Source organism: Pseudomonas allii (genome assembly GCF_055380095.1).
Window position 1 is genome coordinate 4,185,243 of the sequence record NZ_AP039450.1, and the last position, 25,366, is coordinate 4,210,608.

Here is a 25,366-nt window from a genome sequence, read left to right on the forward strand (position 1 = left end):
AACTCGGATTTATCTGAATAATTCTGGATTAAGCCGTTGCAGCATGTAACGACTGCGGATTCGGATGGAAAAACACATGCTCCAGGACCGGGCCTACCGCCACTTCACCGATTTCCTCGTAGCCCTGGCGTTTATAGAACTCCAGATAACGTGAATTCCCCGTGTCCAGCACCACACCGGACGAATGCGGGTCTTCGGCACACCAATTGTGCACGGCTTCCAGTAACTGCTCGCCGTAATGCTTGCCCTGGAATTGCGGGTGGATGCCGAGCAACGGCAGTACATGCACCGACTCACTGGGCAGGCACGCGAGCACCGCGTGGTGGTAGTCGAGGTAACGCCGTGTACCACGCACGCCAGTACTCAGCCACATGCGCAGTTGCCAGGCCCAGCTCTCGGTAATGCCCAGGCGCCGCTGCGGTGGCGCGATCAGCGCGATGCCGATCAGGCGGTCATTGACGAACAGACCAATCGCCGGCAGTTTCTGAAAGAAGTGCTGCTTGACCAACTCGCGCACGGTGGCGCGCACCCGTTGTTCATAACCGGGACGCTCGGCTTCGAAGATGTAGGCGAAGGTCGGCTCATGCCGATAGGCCTGGTACAACAGAGAACGGGCCTCACGGGAATAGCCGCTGTTGAGCAGGCGAATTTCAGCAATTGCAGTTGTAGTGTCCGGCATACCGTCAATCTCCCTGGGCGCGGCTCAAAAGGCAGCGTTCTTATGGGTACGAACCTACACAGCACGAGTCGTTCCCAGACATTAGCAGTGCATCTGCCCTACCGCCACGCTGGCCCCCGTCCGACTTGTCCGCTAGCATCGCCCTTTTGCCAGACCGGACTGCCGACCATGAAAATCGTCTCCTTCAATATCAACGGGCTGCGCGCCCGCCCACATCAGTTGGCGGCGCTGATTGAAAAGCACCAGCCCGACGTGATCGGCCTGCAGGAAACCAAAGTCCACGATGACCAATTCCCGCTGGCCGAGGTACAGGCCCTTGGCTATCACGTGTACTACCATGGGCAAAAAGGCCACTACGGCGTGGCCCTGCTGTCGCGCAAGGAAGCCCTGAGCGTGCACAAAGGCTTTGCCAGTGACGAAGAAGACGCCCAGCGCCGCTTTATATGGGGCACCTTCGCCGACGAGAACGGCCACCCGGTGACCATCATGAACGGCTACTTCCCTCAGGGCGAAAGCCGTGACCATCCCACCAAGTTCCCGGCCAAGCAGCGCTTCTACGAAGACCTGCAGCAACTGCTGGAAAGCCAGTTCAGCAACGACCAGGCGCTGGTGGTGATGGGCGATGTGAACATTTCCCCGGAAGACTGCGACATCGGCATCGGCGCCGACAACGCCAAGCGTTGGCTCAAGACCGGCAAGTGCAGCTTCCTGCCGGAAGAACGCGAATGGATGGCCCGTCTGAAAAACTGGGGCCTGGTGGACAGCTTCCGCCACCTCAACCCGAACGTGGCCGACCGCTTCAGCTGGTTCGACTACCGCAGCCGCGGCTTTGAAGACGAGCCCAAGCGTGGGCTGCGCATTGACGTAATCCTCGCCTCCAATGGCCTGCTGGCGCGGGTCAAGGATGCCGGGGTGGATTACGAGCTGCGCGGTTTGGAAAAACCGTCTGACCATGCGCCGATCTGGCTTGAATTGAACTGATCACACCCTGTGGGAGGGGCTTGCCCCGATGACGGTGGGTCAGTCAGCCCATTTATAGCTGACACGCCGCTATCGGGGGCAAGCCCCCTCCCACATTTAGCCTTGCGGTGCATCCGTCATATTTATGCAACGTGCCTGACTTATTCTCGCGGCACTCCCTTTGGCTTGAGAAGGTGCCGGCATGAGGCTGCGCGTTCTGTTACTGCTGACCGTTTTTCCCCTCTTCGCCGTTTCCGCCCCCCTGCCCGTTCCTGATCAAGGCCCAGCACTGCGCATCCAGGGCTCCAATACCATTGGCGCGGCGTTGGGTCCGGCACTGGTCAAGGGGCTGATGGAGCATCAGGGCTTGCAGGGAGTGCACAGCGAACCGGGCGAAGGCGCCAATGAACAGCGTGTGATCGGCAAGACGCGCCAGGGCAAGACCATGACCATCGAGGTCGCGGCCCACGGTTCGAGCACCGGGTTCACAGCGCTGAAAAAAACCAGCGCCGATCTGGCCGCCTCGTCTCGCCCGATCAAGGACAGTGAACTGGTCGACCTGGAACCCCTGGGCGACCTGAAAAGCCCCGAAGCCGAACAAGTGATAGCCATCGACGGCCTGGCCATCATTCTCCACCCGCAGAACCCTTTGAACACACTGAATACCGAGCAACTGGCGCAGATTTTCAATGGTGACATCAGTACCTGGGAGGCCGTGGGCGGCATCGGCGGGCCTATCCATGTGTACGCACGGGATGATCAATCCGGCACCTACGATACGTTCAAGGAACTGGTATTGCGTTTGCGTGGCAAGCCGCTTGCCTCGGGTGCCAAGCGTTTCGAGTCCAGCGAGCAGCTGTCCGATGCGGTCAGCCACGACCCGCAGGGCATCGGCTTTATCGGCCTGCCCTACGTGCGCCAGGCCAAGGCGGTGGCGATTGTGGATGGCGATTCACAGCCGATGTTGCCGCTCAACAGCCTGATTGCTACCGAAGATTACCCGCTGTCACGCCGGTTGTTTTTCTACCTGCCGCCGTCCGGGCGTAACCCGTGGGCCAAGGCACTGGTGGACTTTACCCAGGGCACCAAGGGCCAGGCGATTGTGGCCGCCAACGGGTTTATTGCGCAGCAGGTGCAGGCGATCGCCGTGGAGCCGCGCCCGTCGATGCCCGATGACTATCAGGGTATCGCCCGCGACGCCCAGCGCCTGACGGTGAATTTTCGCTTTGAAGAAGGCAGCGCCAGCCTCGACAACAAGGCGCGCCAGGATCTGCAGCGGGTGGTGGCCTATCTGAAAAACCACGACAAGTTAAATAAGCAGGTGACGCTGGTGGGCTTTGGCGATGCCAAGGATGACCCGCAGCGCGCCGCATTGCTGTCAAAGTTGCGGGCGATGGCGGTGCGTCGGGAGTTGGTCAAGAACGCCGTGGTGCTGCGCGATATCCGCGGGTTTGGTGCGCAGATGCCGGTGGCGGCGAATACGGCGGATGAGGGGCGGATCAAGAATCGGCGGGTGGAGGTTTGGGTTTACTGAGGGCTGATGGAGCTTCATTGCCTGATCCGGCCTCATCGGGGGCAAGCCCCCTCCCACATTTTGATCTGTGAACACATTCAAGTGTGGGAGGGGGCTTGCCCCCGATGCAGGCGACCCGCTGTTACTGCCCGCTGCGCATCAACTCTTTAGGCACGTACTTGCCAATCTCGAACTTGCCGATGGCCGCGCGGTGCACTTCGTCCGGGCCGTCCGCCAGGCGCAGGGTGCGTTGCATGGCGTACATGTAGGCCAGCGGGAAGTCGTTGGAAACGCCGGCGCCGCCGTGAATCTGGATCGCGCGGTCGATCACCTTCAAGGCCACGTTCGGCGCCACCACCTTGATCTGCGCGATTTCGCTTTTCGCCACTTTGTTGCCTACGGTGTCCATCATGTACGCCGCCTTCAAGGTCAGCAGGCGCGCCATATCGATCTCCATGCGTGAGTCGGCAATCTTGTCGATGTTGCCGCCAAGTCGCGCCAGCGGTTTGCCGAACGCGGTACGGCTGACCGAGCGTTTGCACATCAATTCCAACGCGCGCTCGGCCATGCCGATGGAGCGCATGCAATGGTGGATACGGCCTGGGCCAAGGCGGCCCTGGGCGATTTCAAAGCCACGCCCCTCGCCGAGCAGGACGTTTTCATAGGGCACGCGGACGTTGTCGAACAGCACTTCGGCGTGACCGTGGGGTGCATCGTCGTAGCCGAACACCGGCAGCGGGCGCACGATCTTCACACCGGGGGTGTCCACTGGCACCAGGATCATCGAGTGCTGCTGGTGGCGCGGTGCATCCGGGTTGCTCAGGCCCATGAAGATCAGGATCTTGCAGCGCGGGTCGCAGGCGCCGGAGGTCCACCATTTCTTGCCGTTGATCACCCACTCATCGCCCTGGCGTTCGGCACGGGCGGCCATGTTGGTAGCGTCGGAAGAAGCCACGTCCGGCTCGGTCATGGCGAACGCCGAGCGGATCTCGCCGCGCAGCAGCGGCGCCAGCCAGCGCTGTTTCTGTTCTTCATTGGCGTAGCGCACCAGCACTTCCATGTTGCCGGTGTCGGGGGCGGAGCAGTTGAACGGCTCCGGGCCCAGCAGGGAACGGCCCATGATTTCGGCCAGTGGCGCGTATTCGAGGTTGGTGAGGCCGGCGCCCAGTTCGGATTCGGGCAGGAACAGGTTCCATAGGCCTTCAGCTTTCGCCTTGGCTTTCAGCTCTTCCATGATTGCGGTGGGCTGCCAGCGGTCGCCTTCACTGACCTGGCGTTCGAACACCGGCTCGGCCGGGTAAACGTAAGCGTCCATAAACGCAGTGACGCGTTCACGCAGTTCCTGAACCTTGGGCGAATAGGCGAAATCCATGAGCAGCTCCCTTCTCTGAGAGGTTGTTTAGGTCATGCAATCGATGCTAGAACAGCGTTGATAATTTACCTAGCCTATTCTCGGCGTGTATTAACATTCATCACCGATATATGATCGACGTATGGCCACCTAACAATAAGAGCGCTGCGAAATGAATCTGAGCAAGGTCGACCTCAACCTGTTTATCGTCTTTGACGCGATCTACACCGAAGCCAATCTGACCCGCGCCGGGCAGATTGTCGGCATCACCCAGCCGGCGGTGTCCAACGCGCTGGCGCGCCTGCGCGAGACCTTCAACGACCCGCTGTTCGTGCGCACCGCCCAGGGCATGGTGCCGACGCCGATGGCGCAGAACATCATCGGCCCGGTGCGCAATGCGCTGTCATTGCTGCGGGTGTCGGTGCAGGAAAGCCGCATCTTCAACCCGCAGCAGGCGGCCAAGACCTACCGCATCAGCATGACCGACCTTACCGAGGCGGTGATCCTGCCGCCATTGTTCCAGCGCCTGCGCCGCCTGGCGCCCACGGTGGTGATCGAGAGTTTCCTGTCCAAGCGCCGCGAAACCACCAAGGAGCTGGCCGCCGGGCGCCTGGACTTTGCCGTGGATGCGCCGCTGAACACCGACCCGCAGGTGCGCCACGTGAAGCTGATGGAAGACCGCTACGTGTGTGCCATGCGCAAGGGCCATCCCATGGCCAGCAAAGACAAGTTCACGCTGGATGACTACCTGTCGCTGACCCATATCCATATTTCCAGCCGGCGCAACGGTCTGGGTCATGTGGACCTGGCGCTGGGCAAGATGGGCATCCAGCGCAAGATCGCCCTGCGCTCCCAACATTACCTGATGGCCTCGCAGGTGCTGCAGCAGACCGACATGGTCATGACCGTGCCAGAACGCTTCGCCCGCCGCCATGAACTGCACTGGTTCAACCTGCCGGTCAACGACGTGCCGCCGGTGGAAACCCACCTGTACTGGCACGAAAGCACCGACCAGGACCCGGCCAACCGCTGGATGCGCGAGCAGATGATTGAGTTGTGCCAGCAGGTCACCGCCCATGAGAAGAAGCTGGATAAACAACAGGCGTGAGGTTGGCGAGCGCCCTGTGGGAGGGGGCTTGCCCCCGATGGGTCACGCAGCGACCCTTGACGTTTACGTCAACCTGACAGTAGCTTAACGCCAAGACCTTCTTGAGCGCCCACATGAGCACCACCTACAGCATCTCCGACCTCGCCCGCGAGCTCGACATCACCACCCGCGCCATTCGCTTCTATGAAGAACAAGGCCTGCTGGCCCCGGAACGCCGGGGCCAGGAGCGCATCTACTCGGCCCGCGACAAGGTCAGCCTCAAGCTGATCCTGCGGGGCAAGCGCATCGGTTTTTCCCTGGCCGAATGCCGCGAGCTGATCGAACTCTACGACCCCACCAGCGGCAACCACGTCCAACTCAACAGCATGCTGGCGAAAATCGCCGAGCGCCGTGAGCAGTTGGAACAGCAACTACTGGATATCGAACAGATGAAGCTGGAACTGGACACCGCCGAAGAGCGCTGCACCCAGGCCCTGGCCCACACCCTGCGCCAGGTCGACCACTGATCAGAAGGTAACCGCAATGTCCCTCCCCTCACACGTACGCCTGGTGGAAGTCGGCCCGCGCGACGGTTTGCAGAACGAAGCCCAACCCATCAGCGTGGCGGACAAGGTCCGCTTGGTGGATGCCCTCAGCGCTGCCGGCTTGCGTTATATCGAGGTCGGCAGTTTCGTCTCGCCCAAGTGGGTGCCGCAGATGGCCGGGTCCGCCGAGGTGTTTGCGCAGATCCAGCGCAAGCCCGGTGTGACTTATGGTGCGCTGGCACCGAACCTGCGCGGGTTCGAGGACGCGCTCGCGGCCGGCGTCAAGGAGGTAGCGGTGTTTGCCGCCGCGTCCGAGGCGTTTTCCCAGCGCAATATCAATTGTTCCATCAGTGAAAGCCTGGAGCGCTTTGCGCCGATCATGGCGTCGGCCAGGCAGCACGGGGTCAGCGTGCGCGGCTATGTGTCGTGCGTGCTGGGGTGCCCGTATGAAGGCGAGATCGCGCCGGAACAGGTCGCGGCGGTGGCGCGGGAGTTGTATGCCATGGGCTGCTATGAGGTGTCCCTCGGCGACACTATCGGTACCGGTACGGCGGGCGCCACGCGGCGGCTGTTCGAGGTGGTCGGGGCGCAGGTGCCACGGGACAAGCTCGCCGGGCACTTCCATGACACCTATGGCCAGGCCATCGCGAATATCTACGCCAGCCTGCTGGAAGGCATCACGGTGTTCGACAGCTCTATCGCGGGCCTCGGCGGCTGCCCTTATGCCAAGGGTGCCAGCGGTAACGTCGCCACCGAAGACGTGCTGTACCTGCTCAACGGCCTGGGTATCGAGACCGGTATCGACCTTGAGGCATTGATTGGCGCGGGCCAGCAGATCAGCCGTGTGCTGGGCCGGCCGACAGGGTCGCGCGTGGCAAAGGCGCGTAACGCCGGTTGAGTAGCTTAGCCGTGACAATGTGTTACCGCACGCCTACACATCGAGTAACACGGGAACATATTTTGTCGTATTTGCCGTAGGCCAAACCCTACACAAAAACCAAATCATTGATTTTAAAGGGATTTTAAAAGTTGGCACGGCTTCTGCTATCTCTATGACATAACAAGAATAAAAAGCGCCAAACCTAATAAAAATAAGACGAAACGACTCTGATATAACAAAAACAACACGGCAGAGACGCAGCTAACAGATTTTTTTGGAGAAGATGTGCTTCGCAGGGTACGGCATGCCGAAACCCGCAACCGGTCAGAGAAAAATAAAACTACCTCAGGTAGCTGCCCACTGGTTGGATCATCACGAAGAAGCAGATCAGCGCTCAAAAAAATACGTTTGCTCTTGACCCCGGATGGGGGTCGCCAAAAACAGCGGTAAAGGGTAACGGTTGCCAAAAACAACAATAGACCGCCCCTCAATAATAAAAAAAGAGCACGCAACGACAAATTAAAGGGGACCCTCGGGTCCCCTTTGTGCTTTCAGGGATTTATTCCTGCCCTGCCCCCAACTCTTGCATGGAAATCTCGCGCATGCGGAATTTCTGGATCTTGCCCGTTACCGTCATCGGAAACTCCTTCACGAACTTGAAGTGCCTGGGCGTCTTGAAGTGCGCGATGCGGCCCTTGCACCAGGCTTGCAGCTCCAGCTCATTGGCGACATGGCCGGGGTGGAACTTGATCCAGGCGACAATGGCTTCACCGTAGCGCGCATCCGGAATGCCGATGACCTGCACATCCGCCACCGCCGGGTGGGTGAAGAAAAACTCCTCCAACTCTCGCGGGTACACGTTCTCGCCGCCACGAATGATCATGTCCTTATTGCGCCCGGCGATGCATACGTAACCCTGGGCATCCATGCTCGCCAGGTCGCCGGTGTGCATCCAGCCGGCGTCGTCGATGGCCTCGCGGGTGGCGTCGGGGTTGTTCCAGTAGCCGAGCATCACGCTGTAGCCACGGGTGCACAGTTCGCCGATTTCACCGCGCGCGAGCGTGTTGCCATCGGCGTCGATGATCTTGTTTTCCAGCTGTGGCTGGGTGCGCCCGACAGTAGTCACGCGGCGCTCCAGGTCGTCGTCCGCTCCGGTTTGCAGCGACACCGGGCTGGTCTCGGTCATGCCGTAGGCAATCTGGACCTCGCGCATGTGCAGTTCGCTGATGACCCGGCGCATCACCTCGATGGGACACGTTGCGCCAGCCATGATGCCGGTGCGCAGCGTAGACAGGTCAAAGTCGCCCAACTGTGGATGATCGAGCATCGCGATGAACATCGTGGGAACGCCGTAAAGACCGGTGGCGCGTTCTTCGGCGACGGTGGTGAGGGTCAGCAGCGGGTCGAAGCCGTCGTTCGGATAGATCATCGTGGTGCCATGGGTGATGCAGCCCAGGTTGCCCATGACCATGCCGAAGCAGTGATACAGCGGCACCGGGATCACCAGGCGGTCTTGCGCGGTGAGGCCCAGGCTTTCGCCGACCATATAGCCATTGTTGAGGATGTTGTGGTGACTGAGGGTAGCGCCCTTGGGAAAGCCGGTGGTGCCGGACGTGTACTGGATATTCACCGGCTGGTCGAAATGCAGGCTGGCTTGCCGGCTGTGCAACTGTTCAGTCGGGACGCCAGCCCCGAGCGCGGCCAGTTGCGACCAGGGCATGAACCCTGTGGGCGGGTTAGGATCGAGGCTGATGAGGCCGCGCACGTCTGGTTTCAGCTCGTGCAGCATGGCGTGGTAATCGGAGCTCTTGAATGAGCCGGCACAGACCAGCCACTGGCAACCGGACTGCTTGAGCACGTAGTCCAACTCGCTGCTGCGATAGGCCGGGTTGATGTTGACCAGGATCACCCCGAGTTTGGCGCTGGCAATCTGGCTGATGCACCACTCGGCGCAATTGGGCGCCCAGATGCCCAGGCGGTCGCCGGTCTGCATGCCGAGGGCAAGAAAGGCACGGGCATGCAAATCCACCGTCTCGGCCAACTGCCGCCAGGTGTAGCGGCGTTGTTGATGGCGCACCACCAGGGCCTCGCCATCGGGAAACTGCGCGACGGTTCGGTCAAAGGCTTGGCCAATCGTCATGGCCAGCAAGGTCTTGTCCTGTGAGCCACGGCTGTAGCTCTGATTCGGTTGATCCATAACGACCCCTGTTGTCTTTTTTGTAGGTTGACGTATACGTAAACTACGATTGACAGCGCCGTAACGCAAGCTTACGTTAACGTAAAGGTGAGCGCCCTTCCCTGGCGCCCCATCCACACAACAACAATGCTCACATTAAGGTGCCTGTCCATGAGTTACCCGTCCCTGAACTTCGCCCTCGGTGAAACCATCGACATGCTGCGCGACCAGGTGCAGTCCTTTGTGGGTAAGGAAATCGCGCCCCGTGCGGCGCAGATCGACATCGACAACCTGTTCCCCGCCGACCTGTGGCGCAAGTTCGGCGACATGGGCCTGCTGGGCATCACCGTGCCGGAGGAATACGGCGGCGCCGGCCTGGGCTACCTGGCCCACGTGGTGGCCATGGAAGAGATCAGCCGCGGCTCGGCCTCGGTGGCGCTGTCCTACGGCGCGCACTCCAACCTGTGTGTGAACCAGATCAACCGCAACGGCAGTCACACACAGAAACTCAAGTACCTGCCCAAACTCGTCAGCGGCGAACACGTCGGCGCACTGGCCATGAGCGAACCGAACGCCGGTTCCGATGTGGTCTCGATGAAGCTGCGTGCCGATAAACGCGGCGATCATTACGTACTCAACGGCAGCAAGACCTGGATCACCAATGGCCCCGACGCCAGCACCTATGTGATCTACGCCAAGACCGACCTGGAAAAGGGCCCCCACGGCATCACCGCGTTTATCGTCGAGCGCGACTGGAAAGGCTTCAGCCGCAGCAACAAGTTCGACAAGCTGGGCATGCGCGGTTCCAACACCTGCGAGCTGTTTTTCGATGACGTGGAAGTACCGGAAGAAAACATCCTCGGCGTGCTCAACGGCGGCGTCAAAGTGCTGATGAGCGGACTCGACTATGAACGCGTGGTGCTCTCCGGCGGCCCCACCGGCATCATGCAGGCGTGCATGGACCTGATCGTGCCCTACATCCACGACCGCAAGCAGTTCGGCCAGAGCATCGGCGAATTCCAGCTGATCCAGGGCAAGGTTGCCGACATGTACACCCAGCTCAATGCCAGCCGCGCCTACCTCTACGCGGTGGCCCAGGCGTGCGAGCGTGGCGAGACCACGCGCAAGGATGCCGCCGGGGTGATCCTCTACAGTGCCGAACGCGCCACGCAAATGGCCCTCGAAGCCATCCAGATTCTCGGCGGCAATGGCTACATCAATGAATTCCCCGCCGGGCGCCTGCTGCGCGACGCCAAGCTGTATGAGATCGGCGCCGGCACCAGTGAGATCCGGCGGATGTTGATCGGTCGCGAACTCTTCAACGAAACCCGCTGAAGGAGCGCACCATGGCCACTCTGCATACCCAGCTCAACCCGCGTTCGGCAGAATTTGCTGCCAACAGCGCGGCGATGCGCCAACAGGTCGACGCCCTGCACACCCTGCTCGCCCACGTGCAGCAAGGCGGCGGCGCCAAGGCACAGGAGCGGCACACCTCACGCGGCAAGTTGCTGCCGCGCGAGCGTATCAATCGCCTGCTCGATCCGGGCTCGCCGTTCCTTGAACTCAGCCAGTTGGCCGCCTATCAGGTGTACGGCGAAGACGTGCCGGCCGCCGGGGTGATTGCCGGGATCGGCCGTGTGGAAGGCGTCGAATGCATGATCGTCGCCAACGACGCCACGGTGAAAGGCGGCTCCTACTACCCACTCACCGTCAAAAAACACCTGCGCGCCCAGACCATCGCCGAGCAGAACCGCCTGCCGTGCATCTACCTGGTGGACTCCGGCGGCGCCAACCTGCCGCGCCAGGACGAAGTGTTTCCCGACCGTGAGCACTTCGGGCGAATCTTCTTCAACCAGGCCAACATGAGCGCCCAGGGCATCCCGCAGATCGCGGTGGTGATGGGCTCGTGCACCGCCGGTGGCGCCTATGTGCCAGCCATGGCCGACGAAGCAATCATGGTGCGCAACCATGCCACTATCTTCCTTGCCGGCCCACCGCTGGTGAAGGCCGCCACCGGTGAAGTGGTGACAGCCGAAGACCTCGGCGGTGCCGATGTGCACTGCAAGATCTCCGGCGTGGCCGATCACTATGCCGACAGCGATGAGCATGCACTGGCGCTGGCCCGGCGCAGCGTGGCGAACCTCAACTGGCGCAAACAAGGCCAGTTGCTGCAACGTTCGGCGGTGGCTCCGCTGTACAGCAGTGAAGAGTTGTACGGCGTGATCCCCGCCGACGCCAAGCAGCCGTTTGATGTGCGCGAAGTCATTGCACGGCTGGTGGACGGTTCGGTGTTCGATGAGTTCAAGGCGCTGTTCGGCACCACCCTGGTGTGCGGCTTTGCCCACCTGCACGGCTACCCGATTGCGATCCTGGCCAACAACGGGATTCTGTTTGCCGAAGCCGCGCAAAAAGGCGCGCATTTTATCGAGCTGGCCTGCCAGCGCGGTATTCCGCTGCTGTTCCTGCAGAACATCACCGGTTTCATGGTCGGCCAGAAGTACGAAGCCGGCGGCATCGCCAAGCACGGCGCCAAGCTGGTCACCGCCGTAGCCTGTGCCAAGGTGCCGAAGTTCACGGTGATCATCGGCGGCAGCTTTGGTGCCGGCAACTACGGCATGTGTGGCCGCGCCTATGACCCGCGGTTTTTGTGGATGTGGCCGAACGCACGCATTGGCGTGATGGGCGCTGACCAGGCGGCGGGTGTGCTGGTGCAGGTCAAGCGCGAGCAGGCTGAGCGCGCCGGCACAGGGTTCAGCGCCGAGGAAGAGGCGGCGATCAAGCAGCCGATCCTCGACCAGTACGAAACCCAGGGCCACCCCTACTACTCCAGCGCACGCCTGTGGGACGACGGTGTGATCGACCCGTTGCAGACCCGTGACGTGCTGGCGCTGGCCTTGTCCGCGTCGCTGAATGCCCCCATCGAGCCGAGCCGCTTCGGCGTGTTCCGCATGTAAATGGAGCTGTACCCCATGAGCGATTTCAACACCCTCGAACTGATCACCGACCCTCGTGGCTTTGCCACGCTGTGGCTCAGTCGTGAAGCCAAGAACAACGCATTCAACGCCGAGATGATCCGCGAACTGATCATCGCCCTCGACCGGGTACAAGGCGATCCGTCCCTGCGCTTCCTGGTCCTGCGCGGGCGCGGCAAGCACTTCAGCGCCGGCGCCGACCTGGCCTGGATGCAACAGTCGGCCGAGCTGGACTACCACACCAACCTGGACGATGCCCGCGAGCTCGCGGAGCTGATGTACAACCTGGCCAAACTGAAAATCCCGACCCTGGCGGTGGTGCAAGGCGCGGCCTACGGCGGCGCACTGGGCTTGATCAGTTGCTGCGACATGGCGATTGGCGCCGATGATGCGCAGTTCTGCCTGTCGGAAGTGCGCATCGGCCTGGCGCCGGCGGTGATCAGCCCGTTCGTGGTGCAAGCCATCGGCGAACGCGCGGCACGGCGCTATGCCCTGACCGCCGAACGCTTTGGCGGCCAGCGAGCGCGCGACATCGGCTTGCTGGCGGAAAGCTATCCGATCGGCGAGATGGACCATCAGGTCGAACAGTGGATCGCTAACCTGCTGCACAACAGTCCGGCAGCCATGCGTGCCAGCAAAGACCTGTTGCGCGAAGTGGGCAACGGTGCCCTCACCCCGGCGCTGCGTCGCTACTGCGAAAACGCCATTGCCCGCATCCGGGTCAGCGCCGAGGGCCAGGAAGGCTTGCGCGCGTTCCTGCAAAAACGTCCACCGAGCTGGCAGCCCCAGGAGCCGCGTTCATGAGTACATTGACGACCCTGCTGGTGGCCAACCGTGGCGAGATCGCCTGCCGCGTGATGCGCACCGCCAAGGCCATGGGCCTGACCACCGTGGCCGTGCACAGCGCCATCGACCGCAATGCTCGCCACAGCCGTGAGGCGGATATTCGTGTCGACCTGGGCGGCAGCAAAGCCACCGACAGTTACCTGCAAATCGACAAGCTGATCGCTGCCGCCCAGGCCAGTGGCGCCCAGGGGATCCACCCGGGGTACGGTTTTCTGTCGGAAAACGCCGGGTTTGCCCGTGCGATTGAAGCGGCCGGGTTGATCTTTCTCGGACCACCCGCCTCCGCCATCGATGCCATGGGCAGCAAGTCGGCCGCCAAGGCGCTGATGGAAACCGCAGGCGTGCCCCTGGTGCCGGGTTATCACGGCGAAGCCCAGGATCTGGACACCTTCCGCGCCGCCTGCGAGCGCATTGGCTACCCGGTATTGCTCAAGGCCACGGCCGGTGGCGGCGGCAAAGGCATGAAGGTGGTCGAGGACGTCAGCCAGTTGGCCGAGGCGCTCGCTTCGGCCCAGCGAGAAGCGCTGTCGTCTTTCGGCAATGGGCAGATGCTGGTGGAGAAATACCTGCTCAAGCCACGTCATGTGGAGATCCAGGTGTTTGCCGATCAACACGGGCATTGCCTGTACCTCAACGAACGGGACTGCTCGATTCAGCGTCGCCATCAAAAAGTCGTCGAGGAAGCGCCGGCACCGGGGTTGAGTATTGAACAACGCAAGGCCATGGGCGAGGCGGCCGTGCGTGCGGCCCAGGCCATCGGGTATGTCGGTGCGGGCACCGTGGAATTCTTGTTGGACGCACGCGGTGAGTTTTTCTTCATGGAGATGAACACGCGACTGCAGGTGGAACACCCGGTCACCGAGGCGATTACCGGCCTGGATCTGGTGGCCTGGCAGATTCGTGTCGCCCAGGGCGAGGCGTTGCCGATCACCCAGGAACAGGTGCCGCTGGTCGGCCATGCGATTGAAGTGCGGCTGTATGCCGAGGACCCGGCCAATGACTTCCTGCCCGCCACCGGGCACCTGGCGCTGTACCGTGAATCCGCACCGGGGCCAGGGCGCCGTGTGGACAGCGGTGTCGAGCAGGGCGACAACGTCTCGCCGTTCTATGACCCCATGCTCGGCAAGCTGATTGCCTGGGGCGAGGACCGTGAACAGGCGCGGCTGCGGCTGCTGGGCATGCTGGATGAATTTGCCATCGGCGGCCTCAAGACCAACCTGGGCTTTCTGCGGCGCATTATCGGGCACCCGGCATTTGCGGCGGCCGAGTTGGATACCGGGTTTATTCCGCGTTATCAGGATGAGTTGCTGCCGGCCTCAGGAGAGCTAAGTGATGAGTTTTGGCAGGCGGCTGGCGCGGCCTTTATTCAGAGCCTGCCGCCGGGTGCGGGACCGTGGGCGAATAGACACGGATTTCGCGCCGGACTGCCTGCCGAGGTGTCGCTGCATTTGAGCTGCGATGGCCAGGACCGACTGGTGACGCTGGCCGCCCAGGCGCCACAGTGGCGTGGCGAACAGTTGCTGATCGAACAACAGGGCGTGCGTCGCAGCCATCTGGCGGTGCGCCACGACCACACGCTGTATCTGCGTTGGGACGGCGAGATGCGTGGCGTATCGTTGTTCGATCCGATTGCCGCAGTCGAGGCCAACCAGTCGCACCAGGGTGGCCTGACGGCCCCGATGAACGGCAGCATCGTACGGGTGCTGGTGGAAGTGGGCCAACAGGTGGAAGCCGGCACGCAACTGGTGGTGCTGGAAGCCATGAAAATGGAACACAGCATCCGTGCGCCCCAGGCCGGGGTGGTCAAGGCACTGTTCTGCCAGGAAGGCGAAATGGTTGCCGAAGGTTGCACATTGGTGGAGCTTGAAACGGCGGGTTAAAATTTTGCCGTGGCCTGTACGACGACGCCCAGCAGTTGGCAATCGTCGGTCAGCAACTGCTTCGGATAGGTGGGATTGAGCGGCACCAGGTAACGCTGGCCGCTCTCCTCCAGCAACTGGCGAAAAGTAGCCTGGCGGCTCCCGGCCCATTGGGCCACCACCAGTTTACCGGGCTCGGCGGCAATGGCCGGGTCCACCAGGATCATCATGCCCGCACTGATGCTCAGGCCACTGGGTGCGGTCATGGCGTCGCCGGTGACCGGCAGCCAGAAGGCATCGCCCCGGGCGTGGTAATCCGTCAGCTCGAAGCGGGCGGCGCCATAAGGCGGTCGCGGTTCACGCACTTCGCACAGCCCTTTCCAGTCGCTGACCGGATAGCGGAAATACGGGTTGTAGTTTTTCTCCGCAGGCGGCTCATCGGCCCGCTCGCGAATATCCAGCGCGACTTCCAGGTAGCCCAGCCCCAGCGCCGCCAACACCCGATTCATGTCCACCAGGCTCGGCGCACGGCGCTTGTTGAGCCAATGGCCGACGCCGCCCTGGGACATGCCCAGGCGCTCAGCCAGTTCACCTTGCGTGACCTTGCGGTCTTCCATGTTGGCCCTGACCAACGCGATCCAGTTATCCATGGGCGCTGACAATACGTCACGCAGTTTCCAGGGCAATAAACAGTTTGTAGTAATCCATAAAACGACATAAATACGATACGTACTATCATCGGGCATAAGGTTTTCGACACCCACCCCAGAGTACCGCCCCTTATGACGACAAGCCCGTATCTGCTGCCTGAAATCCCCGAAGACACCGAGCTGCACGACCTGCGCAGCAGCGGTGCCGCCAAGCGCGCATTGGACTTTTACTTGAAAGAAGATATGTCGGCATCAGCCCCTGACGAGGCCCTGTTTGCCATCAAGCCAGGCATCAGCCCGGAGGAAGCCCTGGTGCACGCCTCGGACCTGTTGCGCAGCGCCGCGGCCACGGCCTATGAGTCAGCGAGCAGCCATCAGGGCAGTCATCGTGACCTGGCGTTTTCGGTGGTGTATTTGATCGATATGGCGAAGGCGATGGTGGAGCGGTCGTTGCAGGTGCCGGAGGCTCAAGCGAACGGATGACAGGCGTGAAGAAAAATATTTCTATCTCACGGATAAAAACATTTGACTTGCAAATGATAATGATTATTATTGGACCCAGCTGATCGCGAGATCAGTCGATAGACCAAGGGACCTTAGGTCGGACTCTTGGAATATCTCCTCATCAGGCTAATCACGGTTTTTGACCCGGCTCTTTGGCCGGGTCTTTTTTTTGCCAGTTTCCCTGGCATGGCTTCAGGCTAATGAAGACTGTGTGTTGCTTGATGGCGCGCATGGTAGCAAAAGACTATCGCCAAAAGAAAGCCAGTCGACCGCTCTAGCTCACGTCTTTGCGAAATAGCGCTTGAGAATCAATCTCATAGTTCCTAAGCTGCTGCGGCGTCAAGGAAGACGCCCCCCCTCCCCCTTCGCAACAATTTTGCGTCCAGTCTTTACCAGACTCCTGTGTAAGATAGCCGCCACAACACTCATATTCAGGCAACCAGACTATGACCGTGGCCTTGACCTCCATCAGGATCAGCACCGACTTCGACAGTGGCAATATCCAGGTACTGGATGCCCATGACGCCTATCAGTTACTGCTGGCAATCAAACCCGACACGCGCAGCCATCATTACCAATGGTTCCACTTCAAGGCCGAAGGCATGCACGTGGGCCATACCCACACCTTTCGCCTGAGCAACGCGGGTAAATCGTCCTACCCACACGCGTGGAGTGGCTACAACGCCGTGGCCTCCTATGACCACATCAATTGGTTCCGGGTGCCTTCGCGCTTCGACGGGGAAATCCTGCATATCAGTTTGGAAACCCGCGAGAAGCACGCCTGGTTCGCCTATTTCGAACCCTACAGCCGCGAACGCCACGACTGGCTGATCGAACAGGCCCTGAGCCGCGCCGACACCCAATTGCTGGTCACCGGTAAAAGTGCCGAAGGCCGTGACATCCAACTGCTGCGTCGCGGCAAAGGCGGCGAAGGTCGGCGCAAGATCTGGATCATCGCCCAACAGCATCCCGGCGAGCACATGGCTGAATGGTTCATGGAAGGCATCATCGAACGCCTGCAACAGGACGGTGATGACGAGCTGAAAAAACTGCTGAAAGTCGCCGACCTGTACCTGGTGCCCAATATGAACCCGGACGGCGCCTTCCACGGCCACCTGCGCACCAACGCCATGGGCCAGGACCTCAACCGCGCCTGGCAGAGCGCCAGCCAGGAGATCAGCCCGGAAGTGTTGTTCGTCCAGCAACAAATGGAAAAGTACGGCGTCGACCTGTTTCTCGATATCCACGGTGACGAGGAAATCCCCTACGTCTTCACCGCCGGCTGCGAAGGCAACCCGGGGTACACCCCACGTATCGAGGCATTGGAAAAACACTTCCGCAGCCACTTGAGCGCCCTGACCCGTGACTTCCAGACCACCCACGGCTACACCCGCGACCTGCCGGGCGAAGCCAACATGACCCTGGCGTGCAACGCGGTCGGCCAGAAATACGACTGCCTGTCGCTGACCCTGGAAATGCCCTTCAAGGACAACGACGACGCGCCCAACCCGAAGACCGGCTGGTCGGGCGAGCGCTCCAGGCAGTTGGGCAAGGACGTGCTGAGCACGGTGGCCGATATCGTCACCGTGCTGCGCTGACGCCCTCTCCCGCCGGCATCACTCCTTGGTGCCGGTCATGCTCTGCAACACGCCATCGCGGCGGATCAGCCCATGGAACAACGCCGCCGCCAGGTGCAACAGCACCGTCAGGAAAAGCAGGTAGGCCAGATAACCATGGGCCTTGCGCAGCACCGCGAACAATGGCGCGTTCGCGCCCACCAGCGCTGGCAACTGCACCGAACTGCTGAGCATCACCGGATCGCCTGCCGCCGAAATCATCGCCCAGCCCAGCAGCGGCAATACCAGCATCAAGGCATACAGCACCACATGGGACGCCTTGGCCGCCAACACTTGCCACAACGGCAGGTCGACGGGCAGCGGCGGTTGGCGCGTGGAGAACCGCACCGCCAGGCGCACGATCACCAGAGCCAGAATCGCGATCCCCAGCGGCTTGTGCAGGTGAATCAACCACTCATGCCGTTCCGACACTGAAGCCGCCAAGCCCGCACCGATAAACAGCATGGCGATGATCATCAGCGCCATCAGCCAGTGCAGCAGGCGCGCCAGCGGGGCAAAAAACCGTGGTTGGGCATTCATGGCTTCGACTCCTGAGGGGCGCTGTGCAACGGGCCGACTTCACCGGCGCGGCGCAGGTAGGAACTGGCATACGCCGCCGAGCGTGCCGCCAGCAACGGGTCATTGGACGCTTCGATGCCACTGGGCAGAATCAGCGGGTCGAAATTGATGTCGCGGCAATCACCGTCCGCCTGCGGCTGGCTGCTTTGCAGCACCAGGGTGCCGGCATTGATAACTTTATGCTCACCGCTCCAGGCCTTGCTCGCATCGTCCATCGGGTCACCCGGGTTGGCCAGGGTCATGTTCAACTGCCAGCGCAACGGCCCGGCGGCCAGGCGCTGCACCAGGTCTTTTTCCAGGAAATCACTCCCGACCGGCGCGGCATCGCCCGGCGCATCCTGACTTTGCGGCACCACGCCCCAGCGCACGGCCTGGCGCTTGCCATCGGCGCCCACCAGGTAAAACGCGTTGATACCGTTGTAGGTTTCAGTCGCATAACTGGCCGAAGGCTTGGCGGTCTTGACCCACGCCAGGAACGGCGCGGTCTCGGGGTGGGCGGCAAAAAACGCCGGCATGCTCGCCGGGTTCGGCTTGCCGGTGGCGGGCTCCGGTGCACCGGCCTTGAGCATCTGGTAGAACGCCTCGGGCGTGCCCACCGGGAACACCGGCATGCTGTTCATGCCGGTGCGCCATTGCTGGCCATTGGCCTGGGTGAACTGCAGGGCAAAACTGCGGATCGGCACACTGCTGTCGGGCGCGTAAGGGTTACCGCTGGGCAAGGCAAACCGGCCGATCACGGGGGTCTTGGCCTCGCTGAACACTTGGGCACTGGAATAGGTGCGGGCTTGGGGCGTGCTCTCGAAATATCCGGCGACGCAGATGCCTTTGGCATGGTTACGCCGAAAGCCCGGATGCACGCCATTGTTGGTTTCCAGCGCGTTGACCAGGGTTTTAGGACGCAGGCGCTGTGGGTCGAGGGTGCCGTTGACGTAGGCAAAGGCCCCCGCCACAACCGCAACCACGGCACCGATACCCGCCAGGCGCGCGATCAGGCTCGCGGTGCTCAACGGGGGACGAGGCGGTGATGAGTGATCTACCATGAAGGAACTCCGGGGCCAAAGGCCTTAGGGGTGAACATAAGGTCGGAGCATTAAGACGAACGCCGATCGGCTCTATTCCCTGGCCCTGGATTTATTTTCACGCACGGGGAATAACCCTCAACGGCGCACGTCTCTCTCATCCCAGCGTAGTGACCAGCCAGATTCCCATGCATGAACTCGACGAACAGTTACGTGAACTCATCCCCAGGCTGCGGCGCTTTGCCGTGTCCCTGACCCGTAACGCCAGCAGCGCCGACGACCTGGTGCAGTCGACCCTGGAGCGGGCGATCATCAGTTGGGCCGATAAACGTGTCGAAGGCGACTTGCGTGCCTGGCTGTTCTCGATCCTCTACCGCCAGTTCCTCGATGCCCACCGTCGCACCCGGCGTTATGCGCGCATGCTGGAATTCTTTACCGGGCGTGACGATGCGCAGCCGTCGGTCGAACGCACCGTGATCGCCCAGTCGACCCTGCAAGCCTTCGATCAGCTCAACACCGAGCAGCGCGCCCTGCTGCTGTGGGTCTCGGTCGAAGGCTTGAGCTACAAGGAAGTCGCCGAGATCCTCGATGTGCCCCTCGGTACGGTGATGTCACGCCTGTCCCGGGCGCGCCAAGCCCTGCGTCAACTCAGTGATGGCGAAATTGCCAGCCCTTCCCTGCGGATACTCAAATGATCAGCCTGCCCCCCAGCGAACGCGATTTGCATGCCTACGTCGATCACCAACTGCTGGAGAGTGATCGCCGTGTCCTTGAAACCTATCTGGCGGCCCACCCGGATGTCGCAGCCCAGGTCCATGCCTGGCAGCACGACGCGCAGTTGCTGCGTGCCGCGTTGGGCGGTGCCCTGCAGCAACCGGCCAACCCGGACCTGGACCCGGCGTTGATCCGCCAGCGCATCAAGCGTCAATCACGCCGCCACTTCGCCACGGCAGCCGTGCTGCTGATCGCCGTCAGCCTCGGCGGCCTGGGTGGCTGGCACGCTCGTGAAGCCACCCAGCCGGCCCAACTGCCGATGGCCGATGCAATGCAGGCGTTCCGCTTGTTTGCCCAGGACGGCATCATGCCGGCCGACTACAAGGGCCAGGGCGGCGGCACGATGCAGGCCTGGCTCGACCGCTACTTCAACCAGGCCCACCGCCTGCCTGACCTGAGCGCGTCGGGCTTCACGCCGGTCAGCGGGCGCCTGCTCACTACCGAGCAAGGCGCCGCCGCCATGGTGCTGTACGAAGACCCGCAAGGGCGGCGCATCAGCTTCTACATCCGCCCGCCAGGCCCGGAAAACGGCTTTCTGCCCCGTGGGAGCCGCAGCGCCGATGGTTTGCAGGCCCAGTACTGGTCCGGTGCCGGCTACAACTATGCGGTGGTCAGCCCGGCGGATCAGCCCACCCCGGCGATGTTGAAGTTCTAGAAACCCACGTCGAGTACCACGTTGTCGAGGTAGGTGCCGGCGGGCGGTGTGGCTTGATCGGTGTAGATCCTGGCGTTGTAGTTGAACACCTGGCTGCCGATACCCAGGCCATTGCCGGGGTTGACCTCGGCGCTGGAACTGTCGCGCCGCGCCGCGCCCACGCTGCCCCAGCGCGTGGTGCCGGCGCTTTTGAAGATGTCGTAGGCCAGGTAATTGGTGCCTGAGATCATGCGCCGCCGCCCGCCCACACTGACAGCGTTCTGGCCGTCGCTCAGGCCCACGCTGTAGGCACTGCCCTTGGTGCAGGAAACACTGATGGTCTGGCCGGTGACAGCGGTGAACCCGCTGATGACGGGCGCACTGCCAAAACTGATATTGGGCGCGGTGATCTGGCAGTCATTGGTGACGGTCATGCTCACGGTCAGGAGCTTGACTTGGGGAGTCAGGTTTTTGTCCCGCAATACGCACAAGTTGCCCACCCCCAGGCCAATGCAATAATCCCAGGTCCATGCAACGCTGAGGACTTCGGTATACACCCCGGCCGCCACGTTGGTCCCGGTAATACTGCCCACGTAAAGCGGCAGGTTCTTGCTGCCCGGCCCCGTCAAAAGCCCCGCGCTTGTCGCAATGCCATTGGGGCCGAAATCGAACTGGAGCCCGCGTGTAATAGGGAACGTGGTGGTGTTATTGCCATAAAGTGTATAACCGATCACATCGCCCGTGGGGCCGACCATGCCGCTGGTGGTTGAGGTGATCGTGGCATAGAAGTGGTCACTGGTGCCGAGGGCAATCAGTGAAGCGGTGCAGCTCAAACCGCCGTTGAGGGTCGAACTGTTTTGCGTCGTGGTGCGTACGTTGATCGAACTCACCGAGCCAAAACTCACCGGAGCCGTCGCCACCGTCGAACACAGCGCCATTGCCTGCCCCGAGCACACCAGCCCGAGGAGCGACAGCCAGCCCACGCGTCTCATTGGCACACCAACGGCCCGATCAGCGGCACGCCTTGTTGCTGCTCGTTGACCTCGAATCGCGCCTGGCACGTACGCCCTTCACCCAGCGTGACCTGCAAGGTGTTCTGCGCCGAGAGGTTTTCCAGGTACACCAGGCCGTCCCAGCCGACCACCGCCTGCTGGTTGCTTTGCTCGTGCACCACCAGGCTGCCCAAGGGCAATTCCTGATGCTGGGTGTCCACCAGGGTAACGCTCGCCGCGAGTACCCGGCGCAATGGAAACTCCAGCAGGTAGCCACTGCCACGGCGCACCGACACACGCTGTTCCACATTCGGGCTCTGCACATTGAGCGGCAAGTTCAGCGGATCGATTTCGTACTTGGCGCGGTAGTACGCGCTGCTCCACGGCACCAGGAGATGCCCATTACGGTCGGTTTCGCCCACCAGCTGATTCTCGTAGCGCACCGGGATACCCGCGAAACCCTGGGTACTCACCACCACGAAGGCATCATTGATACGGTTGGCGGCAAAGGTGTCGCCACCCATCCACACCAACGAGCCGCTGGCATCCGCCCAGCGCGTCTCGGCATCGCTGCTGCCGTACACGCCGGCCTGCAGTTGCACCGACTGCAAGCGCCAAGTCAGGTCGGCCTGCCGATATGCCGCACCATCACCCTGGGCATAACCGAGGTTGTAGCCCACCCCGCCCTCGCTGGGCACCGCGCTGCTGTAATTGAGGCGCTGGCGACTGGCGCCGTCCTTGCTGCGCTCGGTGCTCAAGGCCAGGCTGCCGTTGAGGTCGAACGGAATCACCAATTGCGCCTGCATCGCCCAATTGCTATCGCCGATCTCGCGGTTGGCCGACAGGTAGAAACTGGTATTGCGCCACAGCGGTTTGCTCCAGCTCAGGTTGAGCAGCCGCGTGCGCGAATCGTCCGCCGCCTGCACGTCGAAATAGCCCATGCCCAGGCTGCCAAAGCGTTCAAGGTTGAGGCTCAGCGTCACCTGCTCGCTGCGTTTGCTGAGGCTGGCGTAAGCGGTGTCGACCAGGGTCAGGTCGGCGTACTCGTCGTGTCGTTCCACCCGCTGATAGGACAGGCTATAGCGCGTGCTGTTGTACTGATACCCCAGGCTCAGTTGCTGGCCGCTGCGCCCTTCAAATCGGCTTTGGCTGACGGCGGCATTGAGCACGCCGAGGTTGCCCAGCCGCAGGTTGCCACCCAGGCCGCCCAGGGTCAGGCCAGTCGACGCTTCGGCGTGGCTCTCCAGGGTCACATTGTCGGAATAACCATAACGAAAGGTACCGCTCGCCACGCCGGGACCGTAGGCGAAGTCTTTCAGGGTGTACTCCCGGCGCAAGGTGCCGGCGGCCACCGAAAAATCCGTCAGGCCTTTTTGCAACAGGGTGCTGGTCAGATAGAACGGCACCGTGGTCGACACTTGGCGACCCAGGGCGTCAGTCGTCACCACCACCGCTTCGCCCGCTCCGTTGATAAACGGCACGTTGGTCAGGGTGTACGGCCCCGGTTGCAACTGCGCGCTATCGGATTTGTAGCCATTGATAAACAGGTCCACCGACGACGGCACCGCGGCCTCACCGGCAAATTGCGGCAGGGGGTAAGTCACCAGGTCCGGACGCACCGCGAAGTCCCGCGAGAACTGCACACCGCCGAGGCGCACCGAACTGCTCCAGGGCAAGGCGCCGCTGATCACGTCACCGGCTTCGTAGGTCAGCAGCCGCTCATCATCGGAGAAGCGCCAGGTAGTGTCATAGCGCCGGTAGCCGTTGTTGAACGTACTGCTGCTGATACCATCAGCCAAAGTCTGGCGGTACTGGCCGGTATTGGACAAGGTGCCCCAGTGGTCGAACAGCCGCGCTTCGTTCCAGGCGGCGAGGTAGCTGCCGCCTTCGTCAGTGTCGTTGAAATACAGGTCATAGTTGAGCAAGGCGCCGAAGCTGCTCATTGCCTGGGTGCGCGGGTAAGTGTCGCGGTTGCCGATAAATTGTTCCTTCAACCACGACGGCGGCACATCCAGCAGCAGGCGCTGGCCGTTGCTGTCGTAATCGCTGTGCAGGCCGGGGATCTTGTCCAGCGCCACGCTGCCGCTCAATTCGCCGGGCAGCTTCATGCCCACGTCCTGCAGCGCGCTGGCCGACACATAAAGTTGCCCGGCCCGTTGATCGACCGCGATAACGCGGCCGGTGTCCATCTGATTGACCACCAGTTCCAGAAACAACTGTGCATCGGCGACAGCCTCCATACTGCTCGGGGGCGGTGGCAGATCGCCAGCCACGCCCGGAAGCGCCACCACTGCGCCGCCCAGTCCGCCCACCACCGACAGCCATAGACTGCGAGCCAGACCACGACTCACCATGGCGTTGTGTCCTTCAATGGACATCTCCATCCGTTTAAATCCCGGGGCGTTCCTGCCCCGTTACCGGCGTGTTACCGCTGCGGCGCGAGGCTCTCCAACTGCGGTGCGCCGTTGACCCTGACCTGCAGCGGCTGGTCGGCCGACAGCGCTGGCGGCACCGGCCAACGCATGCTGGCGCCAGGCAGCACGTAGCCCAGCAGGCCTTCCACCAAGGGGCGTGTCTGCCCGCCCTGCTTGAATGCGGCATCGGTCAGGCGCGCATGCACAGCGCCCTGGTTGCGCACTTCGATGTAGTCGCGCCCTGCTACCGTGACCTTGTGCCAGCTCAGGTCCGGTTTGCCGGCGCCCTTGGGGTCACGCGGGCGCGTGCTGTCCTCCTTGTTCCACAGGCCCGCACCGTAGGCGAACAGCGGCACCGAATAACGCATCTGAAAGCGGATTGCCGCTGCGGTGTTCTTGCCTTCCGGCGGCGTAGGCACCTGCAAGGGTGAAGGGATTTCATCGATGATGATGCGGTAGGCCAACTCTTGCCCCGGTGGAACTTCACGGGTGCGGGTCAGGCGTACCAATTGTTTCTGCCCTGGCTCGATCCGCGCGACGGGCGGGCTGCCGATCACATCACGCTGGTTCTGGTATTGCTCTTCGAAACCACGCTGGCTCCAGGCGAACACGCGAATCTGCAGGCTCGCGGTTTCAGTCCCACGGTTTTCCAGCCACAGCGCGCTCGCCTGTTGATCGGCCTCCAGCACTGGGTCGATGGGCCAGATCAGCACCGAACTGGCCGCCTGCACAAGCCCCGTCGTGCACACCGCACTTAAGGCAATACCCGCGGCCCACAACCGCCGGGATGGTGAACGCATAACCCCACTCCTTATACCGATAGCCTTACCACGTCAGCTGCACCTGCAGCGTGTCGCTGTACGTCCCCCCAGGCTGATTGCCCGGCAATTGCACCCGCCCGTAGATCGGCAGGCTGATGTTGTTCGCATCGCTGTAGGCCACGTTGACGTTCTGGCCGATCCCCAGGCTCTGGCTGAACGCCGCATCCCGAAACAACTGATACGCCACCTGCGCACTGCCGCTGCTGTGCTGCAAATTACGCCCGGTGCTGCCGTGCATCCCACCGTCGACGCTCATGCTCAGCGTCACCCCCGGCGTGCACTGCAAGGTCACGCCCCCCGTCAGCGCCGCCGTGACCGTGCTGGTAGCCAGGGCCGAATAACTGCCATAGGTCAGCGCACCATAATTGGAGCTGCCGCCCACGATCAGGCAGCCCGGGATGATGGTCGCGCTCACCTGGAAACTCTGGCTGGTCACCGCCGACAACGGCAACGGCACCGCCAGCCCACAGGCCAGCAACGCTCTGAGCCACATTG

23 protein-coding genes are annotated in these 25,366 nt (G+C 62.0%); 13 read left to right on the forward strand and 10 right to left on the reverse strand.

The window, feature by feature from the left end; all coding sequences use genetic code 11:
• Nucleotides 1–28 precede the first annotated feature (28 nt).
• Entirely contained in the window at nucleotides 29–679 is a 651-nt protein-coding gene (locus ACZ445_RS18990; RefSeq protein WP_058423870.1) for a GNAT family N-acetyltransferase, read from the reverse strand.
• A gap of 168 nt (nucleotides 680–847) precedes the next feature.
• Between ACZ445_RS18990 and xthA the strand changes: the two genes are divergently transcribed.
• Complete coding sequence (gene xthA / locus ACZ445_RS18995) at nucleotides 848–1,660, forward strand: exodeoxyribonuclease III (RefSeq protein WP_058423871.1); 813 nt, start codon at nucleotides 848–850, stop codon at nucleotides 1,658–1,660.
• Nucleotides 1,661–1,841: 181 nt separating this feature from the next.
• On the forward strand, nucleotides 1,842–3,173 hold the full coding sequence (locus ACZ445_RS19000) for a substrate-binding domain-containing protein (protein WP_464707439.1): 1,332 nt from the start codon (nucleotides 1,842–1,844) through the stop codon (nucleotides 3,171–3,173).
• 121 nt (nucleotides 3,174–3,294) lie between these two features.
• On the opposite strand, the gene ACZ445_RS19005 is transcribed toward ACZ445_RS19000, so the two are convergent.
• Nucleotides 3,295–4,524: an acyl-CoA dehydrogenase gene (locus ACZ445_RS19005; RefSeq protein ID WP_058423873.1), complete on the reverse strand. Its 1,230-nt coding sequence runs from the start codon at nucleotides 4,522–4,524 to the stop codon at nucleotides 3,295–3,297.
• Nucleotides 4,525–4,675: 151 nt separating this feature from the next.
• Between ACZ445_RS19005 and ACZ445_RS19010 the strand changes: the two genes are divergently transcribed.
• From ACZ445_RS19010 to ACZ445_RS19020, 3 genes are all read left to right on the forward strand, one after another.
• Nucleotides 4,676–5,611: a LysR family transcriptional regulator gene (locus ACZ445_RS19010; protein ID WP_058423874.1), complete on the forward strand. Its 936-nt coding sequence runs from the start codon at nucleotides 4,676–4,678 to the stop codon at nucleotides 5,609–5,611.
• A 113-nt stretch (nucleotides 5,612–5,724) separates the two neighbouring features.
• Entirely contained in the window at nucleotides 5,725–6,117 is a 393-nt protein-coding gene (locus ACZ445_RS19015; RefSeq protein WP_058423875.1) for a MerR family transcriptional regulator, read from the forward strand.
• A gap of 16 nt (nucleotides 6,118–6,133) precedes the next feature.
• Nucleotides 6,134–7,033 carry a hydroxymethylglutaryl-CoA lyase gene (locus ACZ445_RS19020; protein WP_464703982.1) on the forward strand — a complete coding sequence of 300 codons (900 nt, stop codon included), beginning with the start codon at nucleotides 6,134–6,136 and terminating at the stop codon, nucleotides 7,031–7,033.
• A gap of 541 nt (nucleotides 7,034–7,574) precedes the next feature.
• Here ACZ445_RS19020 and ACZ445_RS19025 read toward each other — a convergent pair.
• The gene (locus ACZ445_RS19025; RefSeq protein WP_310863705.1) at nucleotides 7,575–9,212 is read right to left on the reverse strand and encodes an AMP-binding protein; all 1,638 of its coding nucleotides are present in this window, start codon (nucleotides 9,210–9,212) and stop codon (nucleotides 7,575–7,577) included.
• Between the two features lie 150 nt (nucleotides 9,213–9,362).
• On the opposite strand from ACZ445_RS19025, the gene ACZ445_RS19030 reads away from it, so the two are divergent.
• Genes ACZ445_RS19030 through ACZ445_RS19045 form a run of 4 tightly spaced genes read left to right on the forward strand, consistent with a single transcriptional unit; the run spans nucleotide 9,363 to nucleotide 14,889 of the window.
• The gene (locus ACZ445_RS19030; protein WP_310863704.1) at nucleotides 9,363–10,526 is read left to right on the forward strand and encodes an isovaleryl-CoA dehydrogenase; all 1,164 of its coding nucleotides are present in this window, start codon (nucleotides 9,363–9,365) and stop codon (nucleotides 10,524–10,526) included.
• A gap of 11 nt (nucleotides 10,527–10,537) precedes the next feature.
• On the forward strand, nucleotides 10,538–12,145 hold the full coding sequence (locus ACZ445_RS19035) for a carboxyl transferase domain-containing protein (protein WP_464707440.1): 1,608 nt from the start codon (nucleotides 10,538–10,540) through the stop codon (nucleotides 12,143–12,145).
• 15 nt (nucleotides 12,146–12,160) lie between these two features.
• Nucleotides 12,161–12,967: a gamma-carboxygeranoyl-CoA hydratase gene (locus tag ACZ445_RS19040; protein ID WP_058423880.1), complete on the forward strand. Its 807-nt coding sequence runs from the start codon at nucleotides 12,161–12,163 to the stop codon at nucleotides 12,965–12,967.
• Nucleotides 12,964–14,889 carry an acetyl/propionyl/methylcrotonyl-CoA carboxylase subunit alpha gene (locus ACZ445_RS19045; protein WP_464707441.1) on the forward strand — a complete coding sequence of 642 codons (1,926 nt, stop codon included), beginning with the start codon at nucleotides 12,964–12,966 and terminating at the stop codon, nucleotides 14,887–14,889. The genes ACZ445_RS19040 and ACZ445_RS19045 overlap by 4 nt, the downstream gene beginning before the upstream one ends.
• Here ACZ445_RS19045 and ACZ445_RS19050 read toward each other — a convergent pair.
• Nucleotides 14,886–15,518 (reverse strand): LexA family protein, encoded by a 633-nt coding sequence (locus ACZ445_RS19050; RefSeq protein ID WP_058423882.1) that lies wholly within the window; start codon nucleotides 15,516–15,518, stop codon nucleotides 14,886–14,888. The two genes, ACZ445_RS19045 and ACZ445_RS19050, sit on opposite strands and share 4 nt — an antisense overlap.
• A 132-nt stretch (nucleotides 15,519–15,650) precedes the next feature.
• On the opposite strand from ACZ445_RS19050, the gene ACZ445_RS19055 reads away from it, so the two are divergent.
• Nucleotides 15,651–16,001, forward strand: coding sequence for a DUF6124 family protein (locus ACZ445_RS19055; protein WP_058423883.1), 351 nt, complete (start codon nucleotides 15,651–15,653; stop codon nucleotides 15,999–16,001).
• A gap of 467 nt (nucleotides 16,002–16,468) precedes the next feature.
• Nucleotides 16,469–17,620 (forward strand): M14 family metallopeptidase, encoded by a 1,152-nt coding sequence (locus tag ACZ445_RS19060; RefSeq protein ID WP_058423884.1) that lies wholly within the window; start codon nucleotides 16,469–16,471, stop codon nucleotides 17,618–17,620.
• A gap of 18 nt (nucleotides 17,621–17,638) precedes the next feature.
• Here the strand turns inward: ACZ445_RS19060 and ACZ445_RS19065 are convergent, their stop codons facing one another.
• On the reverse strand, nucleotides 17,639–18,178 hold the full coding sequence (locus ACZ445_RS19065) for a cytochrome b (RefSeq protein ID WP_058423885.1): 540 nt from the start codon (nucleotides 18,176–18,178) through the stop codon (nucleotides 17,639–17,641).
• Nucleotides 18,175–19,257 carry a catalase family peroxidase gene (locus tag ACZ445_RS19070; protein ID WP_464707442.1) on the reverse strand — a complete coding sequence of 361 codons (1,083 nt, stop codon included), beginning with the start codon at nucleotides 19,255–19,257 and terminating at the stop codon, nucleotides 18,175–18,177. The genes ACZ445_RS19065 and ACZ445_RS19070 overlap by 4 nt, the downstream gene beginning before the upstream one ends.
• Nucleotides 19,258–19,424: 167 nt before the next feature.
• Between ACZ445_RS19070 and ACZ445_RS19075 the strand changes: the two genes are divergently transcribed.
• Nucleotides 19,425–19,931: an RNA polymerase sigma factor gene (locus ACZ445_RS19075; protein WP_058423887.1), complete on the forward strand. Its 507-nt coding sequence runs from the start codon at nucleotides 19,425–19,427 to the stop codon at nucleotides 19,929–19,931.
• Nucleotides 19,928–20,665 (forward strand): anti-sigma factor family protein, encoded by a 738-nt coding sequence (locus tag ACZ445_RS19080; protein ID WP_058423888.1) that lies wholly within the window; start codon nucleotides 19,928–19,930, stop codon nucleotides 20,663–20,665. Before ACZ445_RS19075 ends, ACZ445_RS19080 begins: the two co-directional genes overlap by 4 nt.
• Here the strand turns inward: ACZ445_RS19080 and ACZ445_RS19085 are convergent.
• From ACZ445_RS19085 to ACZ445_RS19100, 4 genes are all read right to left on the reverse strand, one after another.
• Nucleotides 20,662–21,636 (reverse strand): Csu type fimbrial protein, encoded by a 975-nt coding sequence (locus ACZ445_RS19085; RefSeq protein WP_464707443.1) that lies wholly within the window; start codon nucleotides 21,634–21,636, stop codon nucleotides 20,662–20,664. The genes ACZ445_RS19080 and ACZ445_RS19085 overlap by 4 nt on opposite strands.
• Entirely contained in the window at nucleotides 21,633–23,990 is a 2,358-nt protein-coding gene (locus ACZ445_RS19090) for a fimbria/pilus outer membrane usher protein (RefSeq protein ID WP_464708632.1), read from the reverse strand. The genes ACZ445_RS19085 and ACZ445_RS19090 overlap by 4 nt, the downstream gene beginning before the upstream one ends.
• A gap of 71 nt (nucleotides 23,991–24,061) precedes the next feature.
• Nucleotides 24,062–24,850, reverse strand: coding sequence for a fimbrial biogenesis chaperone (locus ACZ445_RS19095; RefSeq protein WP_310863700.1), 789 nt, complete (start codon nucleotides 24,848–24,850; stop codon nucleotides 24,062–24,064).
• Between the two features lie 25 nt (nucleotides 24,851–24,875).
• Entirely contained in the window at nucleotides 24,876–25,364 is a 489-nt protein-coding gene (locus tag ACZ445_RS19100; RefSeq protein ID WP_058423891.1) for a Csu type fimbrial protein, read from the reverse strand.
• Between the last annotated feature and the right edge of the window lie 2 nt (nucleotides 25,365–25,366).